Source organism: Roseinatronobacter sp., from assembly GCF_051859525.1.
In the GTDB taxonomy this organism is placed as follows: domain Bacteria; phylum Pseudomonadota; class Alphaproteobacteria; order Rhodobacterales; family Rhodobacteraceae; genus Roseinatronobacter.
Window position 1 is genome coordinate 42,065 of record NZ_JBHYFM010000018.1, and the last position, 15,524, is coordinate 57,588.

11 protein-coding genes are annotated in these 15,524 nt (G+C 60.6%); 8 read left to right on the plus strand and 3 right to left on the minus strand.

Annotated elements, in window-relative coordinates; translation table 11 throughout:
- The first annotated feature begins 11 nt into the window (after positions 1 to 11).
- The 3 genes from ACTIE1_RS12720 to ACTIE1_RS12730 are packed head-to-tail and all read left to right on the plus strand — an operon-like array spanning position 12 to position 2,562.
- Positions 12 to 377 carry a RidA family protein gene (locus ACTIE1_RS12720; protein ID WP_439562413.1) on the plus strand — a complete coding sequence of 122 codons (366 nt, stop codon included), beginning with the start codon at positions 12 to 14 and terminating at the stop codon, positions 375 to 377.
- Positions 378 to 379: 2 nt separating this feature from the next.
- Positions 380 to 751: a Rid family hydrolase gene (locus ACTIE1_RS12725; protein WP_439562414.1), complete on the plus strand. Its 372-nt coding sequence runs from the start codon at positions 380 to 382 to the stop codon at positions 749 to 751.
- 23 nt (positions 752 to 774) lie between these two features.
- A complete protein-coding gene (locus tag ACTIE1_RS12730; protein WP_439562415.1) occupies positions 775 to 2,562 on the plus strand; it encodes an ABC transporter ATP-binding protein in 1,788 nt (595 codons plus the stop codon).
- A gap of 51 nt (positions 2,563 to 2,613) precedes the next feature.
- Here ACTIE1_RS12730 and pheT read toward each other — a convergent pair whose 3' ends face one another.
- Positions 2,614 to 5,034: a phenylalanine--tRNA ligase subunit beta gene (pheT, locus tag ACTIE1_RS12735; RefSeq protein WP_439562416.1), complete on the minus strand. Its 2,421-nt coding sequence runs from the start codon at positions 5,032 to 5,034 to the stop codon at positions 2,614 to 2,616.
- Between the two features lie 52 nt (positions 5,035 to 5,086).
- Entirely contained in the window at positions 5,087 to 5,869 is a 783-nt protein-coding gene (locus ACTIE1_RS12740) for a DUF1013 domain-containing protein (RefSeq protein WP_439562417.1), read from the minus strand.
- 145 nt (positions 5,870 to 6,014) lie between these two features.
- Between ACTIE1_RS12740 and ACTIE1_RS12745 the strand changes: the two genes are divergently transcribed.
- Entirely contained in the window at positions 6,015 to 6,662 is a 648-nt protein-coding gene (locus ACTIE1_RS12745) for a ribonuclease T2 family protein (RefSeq protein ID WP_439562418.1), read from the plus strand.
- 112 nt (positions 6,663 to 6,774) lie between these two features.
- Here ACTIE1_RS12745 and ACTIE1_RS12750 read toward each other — a convergent pair whose 3' ends face one another.
- Positions 6,775 to 8,979: an ATP-binding protein gene (locus ACTIE1_RS12750; RefSeq protein ID WP_439562419.1), complete on the minus strand. Its 2,205-nt coding sequence runs from the start codon at positions 8,977 to 8,979 to the stop codon at positions 6,775 to 6,777.
- A 218-nt stretch (positions 8,980 to 9,197) separates the two neighbouring features.
- Here ACTIE1_RS12750 and carB point away from each other — a divergent pair, with 218 nt between their 5' ends.
- The 4 genes from carB to ACTIE1_RS12770 all read left to right on the plus strand — a co-directional run bounded on the left by carB (position 9,198) and on the right by ACTIE1_RS12770 (position 15,440).
- The gene (gene carB / locus ACTIE1_RS12755) at positions 9,198 to 12,530 is read left to right on the plus strand and encodes a carbamoyl-phosphate synthase large subunit (protein ID WP_439562420.1); all 3,333 of its coding nucleotides are present in this window, start codon (positions 9,198 to 9,200) and stop codon (positions 12,528 to 12,530) included.
- Between the two features lie 229 nt (positions 12,531 to 12,759).
- Positions 12,760 to 13,524 (plus strand): WecB/TagA/CpsF family glycosyltransferase, encoded by a 765-nt coding sequence (locus ACTIE1_RS12760; protein ID WP_439562421.1) that lies wholly within the window; start codon positions 12,760 to 12,762, stop codon positions 13,522 to 13,524.
- Between the two features lie 93 nt (positions 13,525 to 13,617).
- On the plus strand, positions 13,618 to 14,610 hold the full coding sequence (locus ACTIE1_RS12765) for a hypothetical protein (RefSeq protein ID WP_439562422.1): 993 nt from the start codon (positions 13,618 to 13,620) through the stop codon (positions 14,608 to 14,610).
- Entirely contained in the window at positions 14,607 to 15,440 is an 834-nt protein-coding gene (locus tag ACTIE1_RS12770) for a glycosyltransferase family 2 protein (protein ID WP_439562423.1), read from the plus strand. The genes ACTIE1_RS12765 and ACTIE1_RS12770 overlap by 4 nt, the downstream gene beginning before the upstream one ends.
- Positions 15,441 to 15,524: the final 84 nt, after the last annotated feature.

Here is a 15,524-nt window from a genome sequence, read left to right on the forward strand (position 1 = left end):
AGGACGTATTCATGATCACACGCAGCCACACCGAAACCATGGACGGCGCACATCGCGCGCTTTTGTGCAAAAGCGGCAACTGGGTTCATATGACGGGCATCCAGCCACGCAATCTGGATGGGGACATCAAGGCGCAGGCGCAAGATGCGATCGACAAGCTGGACGAATTGCTGCGCGAGGCGGGGCTGACACAGGCCGACCTGTTCACAGTGACCATCTGGCTGAAGGATATGCGCTACTTTTCCGGTCTGAATTCCGTCTGGAACCAGTGGGTAGACCCCGCCAACCCGCCCGCCCGCACCTGTGTGTCCGGCGAATTGTATCGCCCCGATCTGTTGCTGGAAATCGTGGCCGTCGCCTACAAGGCCGAGGTGTAAGCATGAGCATTCAGAAAACAGGGCGTATCGACAGTTGGGGGCCGAAAATCTTTCTTGGGTCTGCGGCGGGCGATATTGCGTCGGTCTGCCTGACCGCGCCGGACAAGGCCGCCGATTTTACGGGGCAAAGCCGCGATATTCTGGGCGTGATCGACGATTTGCTGGAACAGATGGGCAGCGGGCGTGACCGGATCGTGCAGGTTCAGGTCTGGCTGGCCGATATGGGCGACTGGCCTGCCTTTGTGCCCGTCTGGAACGAATGGGTTGACCCCAACGCCCCCCCCGGCCTGTCGGTTGTGCGCATGGATGCGTCGCGCCGCGATTCCCTGCTGGAAATCCGCGCATGGGCCATGCGCACACCCGTTTCCGCCTGAAACCGCCCCAGAAAGGACCCACCATGCCCGCTGCAAACCCGCTGCTGACCCTAGAGGGGCTGAATGTCCATTTCGGCAATGCAGCCGCACCCGCTGTCAAGGATGTGTCACTGTCCCTGTTCGAGGGCGAGGTTCTGGCACTGGTGGGCGAATCCGGTTCGGGCAAGTCGGTGACGGTCAAATCCATCATGCGGCTGATCGACCATCAGGGCGGGCAGATCAGCGCGGGCCGCATCATGCTGCACCAGCCGCAAGGTGCGGCCCCGCTTGATCTGGCGCAACTGTCACAATCGCGCATGCGCGCCCTGCGCGGGGCGCGTATCGCGATGATCTTTCAAGACCCGATGACATCGCTGAACCCCGTCATGACCATCGGCGCACAACTGGAGGAGGCGATTCACCAGCACCAGCCGGACAAGACCGACACGGCCCGCGCCACCGCCATCGCAATGCTGGAAAAAGTGCGCCTGACCGACCCCGCGGGCCGTATGCGCCAGTATCCGCATGAATTGTCGGGCGGCATGCGCCAGCGTGTCATGATCGCCATGGCATTGGTCTGCCGCCCGCAAATCCTGATTGCGGATGAACCCACCACCGCGCTGGATGTGACGGTTCAGGCCGAAATTCTGGGTCTGATCCGCAGCTTGCAACAGGAAACCGGCATGTCGGTGTTGTTTATCACCCATGATATGGGTGTGGTGGCTGAAATTGCCGACCGTGTGGCGGTCATGCTGAACGGGCGCATTGTGGAACAAGGCCCTGTGCTGGACGTATTTGATGCGCCGGCCCATGATTACACGCGCAAATTGCTGGCGTCTGCGCCGAAATTCCGGCAGGCAGCAGCCCCCGCGACGCCCCCCACCCCAACCGCGCAAACCATTGCGCCTGTCTTGTCGGTCCGCCATCTGAGCACACAATTTCCGGTACGTTCCGTCTTCTTGCGCAGGCATATTGCCAATCTGCACGCGGTTGAGGATATTTCCTTCGATCTGCACCCGCGCGAAACCGTGGCGATTATCGGCGAAAGCGGGTGCGGCAAATCCACCCTTGCCAAATCCCTGCTGCGGCTGGTGCCCAGCAAGGAAGGGCGCGCATTTCTGGACGGGCAGGACCTGTTTACCCTGACGGGTGAAGAATTGCGCCATGCGCGGCGCAATATCCAGATGATCTTTCAAGACCCCTATGCCGCGCTGGACCCGCGCATGTCGGTACGCCAGATCCTGACCGAACCGTTGCGCATTCGCGGGCTGGGACAAACCGAACAGGGCAGCGATGCGGCGCTGCAAAATCTTGTCGCCAAGGTCGGCCTGCCGAACGGCACGCTGGACCGCTATCCGCACCAGTTTTCGGGCGGTCAGCGCCAGCGTATATGCATTGCCCGCGCGCTGGTGCTGCGCCCGAAAGTGCTGATCGCGGACGAACCTGTCTCGGCGCTGGATGTGGCCATTCAGGGCCAGATTCTGGACCTGCTGGAAGGGTTGAAACACTCCGAGGATATGGCGCTTTTGTTCATATCGCATGATATGGCGGTGGTCGAACGGGTCGCCGACCGCATTCTGGTCATGTATCGCGGCAATATTGTCGAACAGGGGCCAGCGCGCAGCGTTCTGGCCAACCCTGCCCACCCCTATACCAAACGCCTGCTGGAAGCGGTGCCTGTGTCCCACCCGGGCCAGCGGTTCATTCGCAATGCCGCATCTGCGGTTACGGCGGCACCGATTTACCCGCTGGGTATGGAACGGCCACTGGCGCAATGGCAGGATCTGGGCGCGGGTCATAAAATGCGTCTGGACGCGGGGCTGGTGTCCTGATCTGCAACGGTGGCGGGAAGCTGGCCGCGCAAGGCGCGACCAGCCCGCAGTTTACGCGCGCAATGTGCCGCCTGTGGCCTTTTGCACTTTTTCAACAATCTTGCGGCTGACCTGTTCAATCTCTTCCTCGGTCAGGGTCTTGTCGCTGGGTTGCATGCGCACCGTAATCGCAAGCGATTTCAGGCCCGTACCCAGTTGCGCATCGGCTTTTGGTCCTGCGAATTCGTCAAACACCTGCACGCCCGCAATCAGCGCCTTGTCGGCCCCAAGTGCTGCATTCACAACATTCAGCGCCTCGACATCCGCGGCGACCACAAAGGCGAAGTCACGGTCCACCGGCTGCAAGGTGCTGATATTCAGCGCCTGACGTGATGTTTTGCGCGCCTTCGGCAAGGGCGGGTTTTCCACCAGAACGGTGAAGCCCACGACCGGCCCCTTGATGTCAAACGCCTTCAGCACGCGGGGGTGCAATTCGCCAAACACCGCCAGCGGCAGTTTCGGCCCAAGCGAGATGACGCCCGCACGGCCCGGATGGAACCAGTCAGGCAATTTGCGGTGTATCTGGAATTTGGACGGCGCACCAATGGCTGACAGGACCGCTTCGGCATCCGCCTTGGCGTCATACAGGTCCACCGCGCGGCGGCTGCCGAACGGGTCACGCGGCGCAGTCGCGCCAACCAGAATGCCGGCGGCCTGAATATGCTGTTCGCCCGGTTCACCACCTGAAAAGGCAGGCCCCACTTCAAACAAGGCCAGATCCTGCGCCCCGCGCGCCTGATTGCGGCTGGCGGCCTGCAACAGCCCCGGCAGCAGGTCAGGGCGCATATGCGTCATTTCCGACGAAATCGGGTTTTCCAGCCGCACATCATCCGCACCACCGCCAAACAGCGCGGCGGCAGCGCCATCAATGAAACTGTAGGTCACGCATTCATTATACCCCAAGCCCGCCAGCATGCGGCGTGCGGCACGTTCGCGTGTTTGCAAAGGCGTCAGAATGGGGCGCGGCACGCCCGATTGCATGCGCGGCAAGGGCTTGCCTTCCAGCTTGGTCAGGGACGCGATGCGGGCAATTTCCTCGACCAGATCGGCCTCGCCCTGAATGTCGGGGCGCCAGCTGGGAACGAAGGCCTGATCCCCGTCCAGCCGGAAGCCCAGCGCGGTCAGTGTGGCGCGCTGCACATCTTCGGGAATGTCCATGCCAACCAGTGACCCAACGCGCGCCGCATCAAAACGGTAGGCGCGTGTCGTGTCGGGCACGGCCCCGTCAAGGGCAACATCGGACGGGGTGCCACCGCACAGGTCCAGCACCATTTTTGTGGCCAGTTCCAGCCCGTCCAGCGTGAAGGCAGGGTCAACCCCGCGTTCAAACCGATACCGCGCATCCGAATTGATTTTCAGCGCGCGACCGGTTGCCGCAATGGTGATGGGCGTCCAATAGGCCGATTCCAGAAACACATTCACTGTGTCCCCGGTGCAGCCGGAATGCTCGCCCCCCATGATGCCTGCAATGCTTTCAACACCGTTATCATCCGATATCAGCATATGGCCTGCAGCGGGTTTGTAGGTTTTCTCGTCCAGCGCCAGAATTTCCTCATCCCCGTTGGCGGGGTGAATGCGCAATCCGCCCTGCACCTTGTCGGCATCAAACACATGCAACGGGCGGTTCAGGTCAAAGGTGAAGAAATTGGTAATATCCACCAGCGCGGAAATGGGGCGCAGGCCAATCGCGCGCAGGCGCTTTTGCAGCCACGCAGGCGACGGGCCATTGCGGACCCCGCGAATGACGCGTCCGGCAAACAGCGGACAGCCCTTTTCCTTCAGCTCTGGCGCGATTGTCACGCTGACGGGGCTGGGAAACTGCCCCGCCACGGGTTCCACGACAAGCGGCTTCAGCGTGCCCAGACCACGCGCGGCCAGATCGCGCGCAATGCCGCGCACGCCCAGCGCATCGGGCCGGTTAGGGGTGATTGCAATGTCGATCACCGGATCATTCAGGCCCGCATAATCAATAAACCGCTGCCCAAGGGGCGCATCATCGGGCAAATCGATAATACCGTCATGCGCGTCAGACAGCATCAATTCGCGTTCGGAACACAGCATGCCATTGCTGGCCTGCCCGCGAATGACACCGGGTTTCAGGTCCACGCCTGTGCCGGGAACATGGGTGCCAACGGGCGCGAACACACCGCGCATGCCGGTGCGCGCATTGGGTGCGCCGCACACGACCTGCACTTCTTGCGATGGACCATCAGGCCCGTCCGGCCATGTTTCCACACGGCACAACCGCAGCCTGTCCGCATCAGGGTGCTGGACAGCTTCGATCACGCGGGCGATCCGAAACGCGCCAAGGGTTGCAGAGGGGTCGGACACGTCTTCGACTTCCAACCCCAGATCGGTCAGCGCATCGGTGATCTGATCCAGCGTAGCATCAGTTTCCAGATGGTCCGCCAGCCATGACAACGTGAATTTCATCAGTGTTTCCCAATTTTGCGTCCCAATACGGGCAGTATCGCGCCTTCAGGCCTCAGCGGTCGCGCGGATCGGTGCTGTCGCTGTCCTCGTCCTCATCGTCTGCATCATCCGGCAGGTTGAAGAAACTGTCAGCATCGCTGTAATCGGCGGGGCGCGCCTGATCTTCATCTTCCGATTTCAGATCGCTCATCGTGAAGTTTTCCAGACCGGCAATGCCAGCGGGCATTTTGGGTTCGGGGTCCATGTCAAGCGACTGTTCGGTAGATACCAGCTTGCGGCGTTCGTCGTCGGACATGATGCCGCCTTCCGCAGCGCGCTTGGCGGCAGATTTCTGCACCTCCTTGTCCAGTTCGGACTGGCGGCACAGGCCCAGCGCAACCGGATCGATGGGTTGCAGGTTGCTTATGTTCCAGTGCGTGCGTTCACGAATGGCCTGAATCGTGCTGTTGGTGGTCCCGACCAGGCGCCGGATCTGGGCATCGGCCAGTTCGGGATGGAATTTCACCAGCCACAAGATTGATGCGGGGCGGTCCTGCCGCTTGGACAGTGGCGTGTAGCGCGGCCCGCGGCGCTTTTCCTCGCCCTCGGCGGCGGGGTTATATTTCAGCTTCAGCTTGTAGCGGACATCATTTTCGCCGCGATCGATTTCGACCTGATCAAGCTGGTTATTGGCAACGGGGTCAAACCCTTTGACGCCACCTGCGACGTCACCATCGGCGATGCCCTGCACTTCCAACTCGTGCAGACCGCAGAAATCCGCGATCTGTTTGAAGCTCAGGGTCGTATTGTCCACCAGCCAGACGGCGGTTGCCTTGGGCATCAGCGGTTTCGACATGACATGCACTCCTGTCATTTGGCGCATCCGTCATGCGCACATAAATTCTTCCCGCCGGAAAATCGGCCGCAGGGCGGACCTGCTTATCCTCGATTTCGGGGAATGGGCGCGTTATAGCGTTACTTGGCTGCAAGGGAAAGTGAAAATGCGGGCTGTGTTCGGGGTTGTGATTCTGGGGCTGGTGCTGGCTGCCTATGCCATGCTGTCGCGCCCGCCTGCGGCCGGTGCGGATGACGGGTATTTCATTCTGGCCGTCAGCTGGACACCCAGCTGGTGCGCGCGCGAAGGGGATGCGCGCAATGACGACAGATGCGCGCGCGGGTCAGGCGCAGGATGGCTTGTCCATGGCCTGTGGCCACAAAACCCCGATGGCACATGGCCAGAGTTTTGTGACACCCCGCATGCCGCCCCTTCCCACGCGCAGACTGCGGAGATGGTGGACATCATGGGGTCATCGGGCCTTGCGTGGCATCAATGGCGCAAGCATGGCACATGCAGCGGGCTGAACGCTGACGGATATTTTGACGCCACGCGGCGGGCATTTGCCACATTCCGCCTCCCCGTGCAGGCAACGCAGGCCGACCGGCGCATAGAACCAGCCGGATTGACCGGCATGGTGCAACAGGACAACCCGAACATTGGCGATGACATGATTTTTGCAACCTGCCATTCAGGCAAGCTGCAAGAGTTGCGTATCTGCCTGAACCGCGATCTGGCCCCCCGCCCCTGCGATGCGCGCACATTGCAACGCGCCTGCAATGCCGCAACACTGACCCTGCCCGCCCTTCGCTAGAGCGTGTTGCGCAAAAGTGGGAACCGGTTTTGCGCATCAAGACATGCAGAAACAATGAACCAGAACCTGTTGCGTGAAGGCGACGGAACGCGACAAGCTCTAGAACCGCGTATCAGGGGCGCGGGGTGACCAGCCGTGACAGCGCCATGACCAGATCCTCGCGTCGCAGCGGTTTTGTCAGGCAGTCGTCAAAACCTGCGGCGCGGTAGGCCGCCACCTGATGGGACATTGCATTCGCAGTGAAGGCCAGTGCGGGCGTGCGGGGCAGCCCGCGTATGCTTTCTTCTGTGCGAATGGCATTCAACAATGTCACCCCGTCCATTCCCGGCATGGAAATATCAAGCACCAGCACATCGAACGCGCCCTGCTTGAAGCGTTCCAACGCCGATAATCCGTCATTCGTCATTGTGGCCTGCGCCCCGATCTGGCCCAGCATTATGCCCAGGATCATCTGGTTGGTGCGGTTGTCGTCGGCGACAAGAATTGACAGCGGCGGCAGCGCAATATCGGCTACGGGTTTACCCTCGGGGGCGGTGGATTGACGCTTTGCGCCAGTCTCCGTCTCATCTGCCACAGGCAAGGGCAGTTTGACGACGATCCTGGTGCCCTGCCCTTCGGTGCTGTCCAGATCAACCGTGCCATCCATCATCTCGACCAGCCGCTTGACGATCGACATGCCCAGCCCCGTGCCCCCGAACCGGCGCGAGATGGAACTGTCCGCCTGGGAAAACGGCGCGAATACGCGGTCCAACTGTGCCGGCGTCATGCCGATGCCGCTGTCCTCGACGCAAATCTGTATCATGGTGTCATCAAGTGCCGACAGCCAGACATTGACATAACCCTGCTGCGTGAACTTGACCGCGTTGCTGATAAGATTGTGCAAAATCTGGGTCAGGCGCTGCGGGTCCCCAAGGCGCGGGGCATCAATCGCATCCTCGATCCGAACGCTGAAGGACAGCCCCTTTTCCGCCGCGCGCAGGGTGTGCACCTCCTCGGTGCGGCGCGCCAGATCCGACAGCAGGAACGGAACCGCCTCCAGTTCCAGGGCGTCCGCTTCAATCTTGCTCATGTCCAGCAGGTCGTTGATGATACCCATCAACAAGGTTCCGGAATTGCGCAACACATTCAGCATTTGCACGCTGGTCTTATCGGTAATGGTTTCGGCCAGAATGTCGGAAATACCCAATATTCCATTCAGCGGCGTCCGGATTTCATGGCTCATTTTCGCCAGAAAGTTCGATTTCGCCACATTTGCGCGGCGCGCTTCATCCAGCGCGACAGCGCGCGCCTGCTCGGCCTTCACAAGCGCGGTCACATCGGTCACCGCATACACCACACGCGCATCCTGCCCGTCTGCGCCCGCGATTGGTGCGGCGTTGAACGACGAATAGCGCACCCCGTCGTCACAATGCAGCGCGACACGGTGGTTCTGCACCATACGTCCGGTCTTTTGCACAATGACAAAAGGTTCGTCCTCATTCCTGACGGGTTTGCCATCCAGATCTGTCAGCTTCCATTTCGGGCTGTTATACATCTCGCCCATCATGAAGTCGCGATCCACGCCCAGAACTGTCTCAGCGGCGTCATTGGCATAAATTATGCGCCCTTCGCTGGACAGAACCACAAAACCTGTCGCGCTGGTGCTGACAATGCCTTGCAGAAACGCACGCTCGCGCGCCAGCTCTTCTTGTGCGGCGCGCACTGCCAGAACCGAATCACGGCGCAGCAGAACAGAGGTCACCACATCCGCAAACGAGCGCAGCAAATAAATCTCGCTGGGGGAAAAGAAGCCCACACTTGACACACTGTCAAACCCGACCACGCCGAACAACTCGCCATCCGGCACCATCGGAACCAGCAGCATGGAGCGGATTCCCTGCGCCTCCAGAAACTGCCGCGTATCCGAGGTTTCGGGGTAGTCGCGCACATCTGAAATATTCGCCGCCTGCCCCTGATCCAGCAAATCGCGCACTGTGTGAAATTCGTCCATAGAAATGCCCTGAAGGGCATCTTTCATCGGCTCGACCCCGGCCGCGCACCATTCATGGGTATTGTCGGCGGTTTCGCCGTGGCGCACGAACACATAGGCGCGGTCGCGTCCGGTAAAGGCGCCGATACTGGCCAGTGCATCATCAATCGCATGGTCAATATCTTCGATATTGGTGCTGAGCAGGCGGTTGATCAAACCCACCACAAGGCCCTGAATATCATTCAGGCGCGCATCAGTGCCATCAGGTGTGATATCACCAGTCATGTCGCCCTGTTTCATACCCAGCCCAAGCCAGCGCCCCTGATCGGCCTTAACGATTTCGTCCATCTAAGCACTCGGGCAATATATTAAACACAATCACGGGGTTTGCATAGCACACTGGTTTTCTGTTTCAAATCAAACAGTGCCGGACAGGAACAGGAACATTGCGCGCAGGGTGCGAACAGGGGTTGCGCCGCCGCATGCCTTGGATATAACGCGCGCAATTTACACGGTGCAATGATGCGCTGTGTTATCTGCTGCGCGCGCCATGTCAGGGGTCCATCATGCCGAAAAGAACCGATATCCAGTCCATTATGATCATTGGTGCAGGCCCTATTGTGATCGGTCAGGCCTGCGAATTCGACTACTCCGGCGCACAAGCCTGCAAGGCGCTGCGCGAAGAAGGGTATCGGGTTATTCTGGTCAACTCCAACCCCGCCACCATTATGACAGACCCCGGCCTTGCGGATGCGACATATATCGAACCCATCACACCGGAAATCGTGGCCAAGATCATCGAAAAGGAACGCCCCGACGCGCTGCTGCCGACCATGGGCGGGCAAACAGGGCTGAACACATCGCTGGCACTGGCCGATATGGGGGTTCTGGAAAAATTCGGCGTCGAGATGATCGGCGCCAAGCGTGAAGCCATCGAAATGGCAGAAGACCGCAAGCTGTTTCGCGAAGCCATGGACCGGCTGGGCATTGAAAACCCGCGCGCGACGATTGTGGCTGCCCCCAAACTGCCGAACGGCAAATACGACATCAATGCAGGCGTGGCCGAGGCGATGGCCGCAATCGAATATGTGGGCCTTCCCGCGATTATCCGGCCGGCCTTCACGCTTGGGGGCACGGGCGGCGGTGTGGCCTATAACCGCGATGATTATGAACGCATCTGCCGGTCGGGGCTGGACGCGTCCCCCATGGCGCAAATTCTGGTCGATGAATCCCTGCTGGGCTGGAAGGAATACGAAATGGAAGTGGTCCGCGACCGTGCGGACAATGCCATTATTGTGTGTTCCATCGAAAACGTGGACCCGATGGGCGTGCATACCGGCGATTCCATCACCGTGGCCCCTGCGTTGACGCTGACCGACAAGGAATACCAGATCATGCGCAACGGCTCCATCGCGGTGCTGCGCGAAATCGGGGTCGAAACCGGCGGGTCCAACGTGCAATGGGCCATCAACCCCGCTGACGGGCGCATGGTGGTGATTGAAATGAACCCGCGCGTGTCGCGGTCATCCGCGCTGGCGTCCAAGGCAACGGGCTTCCCGATTGCGAAAATCGCGGCCAAACTTGCCGTGGGCTACACGTTGGACGAATTGGACAACGATATCACAAAAGTGACACCGGCATCGTTTGAACCGACCATAGATTATGTGGTTACCAAGATCCCAAGGTTCGCTTTTGAAAAGTTCCCCGGCTCCAAGCCCGAACTGACCACCGCCATGAAATCGGTGGGCGAGGCGATGGCGATTGGCCGCACCTTCCACGAGTCGATGCAAAAGGCGCTGGCCAGCATGGAAACCGGCCTGAGCGGGTTTGACGAAATCGCCATTCCCGGCGCGCCTGACAAGGCATCCGTCATCAAGGCCATTTCTGCACAGACACCCGACCGCATCCGCCTGATCGCACAGGCCATGCGCGAAGGGCTGACCGATGATGAAATTCAGGCCGCCACTGCGTTTGATCCGTGGTTTCTGGCCCGTATCCGTGAAATCATCGACGCCGAAGCGCAGATACGCGCGGGCGGGCTGCCGGTTACCGCAGACGGGCTGCGCGATCTGAAGATGTTGGGCTTCACCGATGCACGGCTTGCAACGCTGACCGGCCGCGACGAAGATCAGGTCCGCCGCGCGCGCCGCAATCTGGGCGTGAAAGCGGTGTTCAAACGCATCGACACCTGCGCCGCTGAATTCGAGGCCCAGACCCCCTATATGTATTCGACCTATGAAACGCCGGTGATGGGGGACGCGGAATGCGAAGCGCGCCCGTCCGACCGCAAGAAGGTTGTCATTCTGGGGGGTGGTCCCAACCGGATCGGGCAAGGGATCGAATTCGACTATTGCTGCTGCCATGCCTGTTTTGCGCTGACCGATGCGGGCTATGAAACGATCATGATCAACTGCAACCCCGAAACCGTGTCCACCGATTATGACACCTCGGACAGGTTGTATTTTGAACCGCTGACGCTGGAACATGTTCTGGAAATCCTGCGGGTGGAACAGGAAAACGGCACACTGCACGGCGTGATCGTGCAGTTTGGCGGACAAACCCCGCTGAAACTGGCCAATGCGCTGCAAGAAGAAGGCATTCCCATCCTTGGCACCAGCCCCGACGCCATTGATCTGGCCGAGGACCGCGAGCGTTTTCAGGCACTTCTGAACAAACTGGGGTTGAAACAGCCGGTCAACGGCATCGCCTCCAGTCGCGATCAGGCATTCGAGATTGCGGCCAAGGTCGGCTACCCGCTGGTGATCCGCCCGTCCTATGTGCTGGGCGGGCGCGCCATGGAAATCGTGCGCGATGACGCGCATCTGGAACGCTACATTCGTGACGCGGTGCAGGTGTCGGGCAAGAACCCCGTGCTTCTGGACAGCTATCTTATTGGCGCGGTCGAGGTGGATGTGGACGCATTGTGCGACGGGCAGTCCGTACATGTCGCGGGCATCATGCAACATATCGAGGAAGCGGGCGTCCATTCCGGCGACAGCGCCTGTTCGCTGCCGCCCTATTCCCTGTCACAAGACATCATCGACGAATTGCACAAGCAGACCGAAGCGATGGCGCGCGGGCTGAATGTTGTGGGCCTGATGAATGTGCAATTCGCCATCAAGGATGATGTGATCTATGTGCTGGAAGTGAACCCGCGCGCCAGCCGCACGGTTCCTTTCGTCGCCAAATCCACCGACAGTGCGATCGCATCGATTGCCGCGCGCCTGATGGCGGGGGAACCGCTGTCGAACTTCCCGCTGCGCGCGCCGCTGGATGGCGATGTCAAACCCTCGGAACCGCTGCCCATGGGGGACCCGCTGACACTGGCAGACCCGCAAACGCCGTGGTTCTCGGTCAAGGAAGCCGTGCTTCCATTTGCCCGTTTTCCTGGGGTTGATACCCTGCTGGGGCCGGAAATGCGTTCCACCGGAGAGGTGATGGGCTGGGCCCGCAACTTCGCGCGTGCCTTCTACAAGGCACAGCTGGGCGCAGGCGTGACATTGCCCGAAAGCGGCAAGGTCTTTGTCTCGATCAAGGATTACGACAAGGGACCAATGATACTGGAAACTGCGCAATCGCTGATTGAACTGGGCTTCCAGATTGTTGCGACACGCGGCACCGCCGACTGGCTGCAACAACAGGGCGTGGCCTGTGACGTCGTGAACAAGGTGTATGAGGGGCGGCCCAATATTGTCGATCTGCTGAAAAGCGGCGAGATTGTCATGCTGCTGAACACCACCGAAGGTGCGCAAGCGGTGGAAGACAGCCGCGAAATCCGGTCCGTCGCGCTGTATAACAAGATCCCCTATTTCACCACAGCGGCAGGCAGTCACGCGGCGGTTCTGGCCATCAAGGCCCGCGAAGAAGGCGAAATTGGCGTGCGCGCCCTGCAACACTGACCTTGGGTCGGGGGCGGGCGTAATGTCTGCCCCCGACCGACAGGGCCTGCCAAGTCGTAGTATTGCACATCTTTAACCAAAAAATGGCCATGTTTTCGGTGTGAACTGTATGTGGGTCCGAACCGGCGCCCCCCCCCTTTCGGGCTTATGGGGTGTGACGGGGCGCGGGCGGAATGCATGATCAGGGTGGTCGGACCTGCGCGACCAGACACGCCGAAACGGGAAACGCATGATATTTGCGGTAGGTCAGGACAAAATACACGTCACCGGCGCATCGCGCGCGGAATTTCTTGCGCGCTTCGGCCAGATGCTGCGCGACAGGTCCGGCGTGGCGGTTGCGACCATCAATCTGGACCACCTTGTCAAACTACACGAAGACCCGCAGTTCCGCGCGGCCTATGGCGCGCATGATGTCATCGTGGCAGACGGAAACCCCATTGTGTGGCTGTCCCGTCTTGCCGGACGGCCCGTCGCGCTTATGCCCGGATCGGACCTGATTGACCCTGTATGCGCATTGGCTGCAGAACTTGGGGTTGCGGTCGCGTTTATCGGGTCCACCCAGCCCGTGCTGGACAAGGCGGCCGCGCATTTGCAATCACGCCACCCGAAATTGAAGATCGCGGCCAGACTGGCCCCGCCAATGGGGTTTGACCCCGACAGCCCGCAAGCTGCTGCACTACTTCGGCAGGCGCAGGCCAGCGGCGCGCAACTGTGCCTGCTGGCCCTTGGCGCGCCCAAACAGGAACGTCTTGCCATTGTCGGGCGCCGCCTGTGCCCGCAGATGGGCTTCTTGTCCATTGGCGCGGGCCTCGATTTTCTGGCGGGCACCCAGAAACGCGCACCGCGACTTGTGCGTCTATTCGCCATGGAATGGCTGTGGCGGATGCTGGGCAACCCAAGGCGGTTGGCATGGCGATATCTGAAATGTGCAATCATTCTGCCCCGACATGCCCTGAATGCACTACTTTTTCGACGGGCAGATCGCAAAACTTAAACCCTAACCCTGCGTGATCTTGCCAAGCCGTGCCGGATACATGCATCATGGGCCGGTATTCCGCCCGCCACACACAGAGGCGCAGAACCTTCGATGATGCCAACTTACAAATACGCGCTGATCCTGACCGCGGCACTTGTGGCCCTGTTGGGGCTGGCACTTTGGCATATGTTCAGCGACCCGCGTCCACTATCCGCAGATGATCGTGCAGCGCTTTACGCCCGCCCCCTTGCCGCACCGCAATCCAGCCAGACGGTTTACCATCTTGGGCATAGCCTGGTGGGCCATGACGTGCCCGCCTTCATTGCGCAGTTGGCGGCATCAGCAGGTTTTCCGGACCATCACTATAACAGTCAGCTGGGTTGGGGCACCAGCCTGCGCGAGCATTGGGACCCCGCGCATCCGGTCAACGGGTTTGAAGACATGAACGCCACACAAGCATGGCGCGACCCGCATGAGGCCCTGGCATCGGGTGCGTATGACAGCTTCATCATGACCGAGATGGTAGAGTTGAACGACGCCATCCGCTGGCACGCCTCCGCGCGCCATGCCGCGCTATGGGCGGCGAAGGCCCGCGCGGGCAGGCCCGATATCCGCATTTACATGTATGAATCATGGCCGCATCTGACCACATTGCAGGACTGGTTGGACCGGCTGGACACTGACCCTGAAACCCTGTGGGAAGGCACCATTCTGGCGCAGGCCATGGCGCAGCCTGATACTGGCGTCATCCATGTCATTCCCGTAGGCCGCGTCATGGCCGCGCTGACGCGCGCTGTCGCAGCACAAGGCGGGGTTGCAGGCATGGCAGACCACACCGACCTGTTCGCTCGCACCCCAAGCGGTGATCTGGACCCGATCCATCTGAATGATCTGGGGAATTATCTGGTCGCGCTGACCCATTTTGCGGTGTTGTACCATCACGACCCGCGCGGCATGCCCCGCGAATTGCGGCGCGCCGATGGCAACGCGGCAAACGCCCCGCCTGCGGAGTTGGCCAGATTGATGCAAGACAGCGTCTGGTCTGTCATCCGGTCCCTGCCGGTAACGGGGCTGGGCATGCCGCAAGGCGCCACCTTGCAATGACGCCGCATGTTTCAGTCATCATTCCTGCCAGCAATGAAGGGCAGTATATCGGCCCCTGCCTAAGCGCTGTTCTGGCCTCAGGCCCGCTGCCGCACCACCTTGTCGACGTGCTGGTTGTCGCGAATGGCTGCAAGGATGACACTGTCGCCGTGGCACGCAGCTTTCGCGATATGGCCGCGCAACGAGGTTGGTCCTTGCGCGTTCTGGATTTGCCCGAGGGCAACAAGATCAATGCCTTGAACACAGGCGAAGGGCATGCAAACGGTGATTTGCGTATCTATCTGGATGCGGATGTGGTTGTCAGTCCGGATGTGCTGCCGGAACTGGTTGATGTGCTGGCGACCGATCAGGCGCGCTATGGGGCGGCAACACCGCGCATCCCTGCGCCCGAAAGCTGGGTCACGGCGCGGTATGCGCGCTTCTGGCAACGCCTGCCCTTCGCGCGCTCGAACGCAGCGGGGTTCGGCCTTTTTGCTATCAATGCAGCGGGGCGCGCGCGGTGGGGCCGGTTTCCCGATATCATATCGGACGATACGTTCGTCAGGCTGCAATTTGCACCGCGCGAACGTGTGCAGGTGGGCGCAACCTATGACTGGCCCATGGCCGAAGGTCTGGCAAGACTGGTCCGCGTGCGCCGCAGGCAGGATCAGGGTATTGCGCAACTGGCCACCCTGTTCCCCGACCTGATGCGGAATGACGACAAGGCGCGCCCCGATATCAGGGCCTTGCTGAAAACCGATCCGGTGGGGTTTTGCGTTTATGCGGCGGTCTCGGGGCTTGTGCGGCTGACCCGCAGGCGTGACGCCACCAGTTGGGCGCGCGGGCGCTGAAGGGCGCAGGGGCATGAATGGCGTGGCAGGGCAAATACTGGCCTGAAGCTGCCCTTCGCACTTGGATAAAGCCCGCGCCATCGG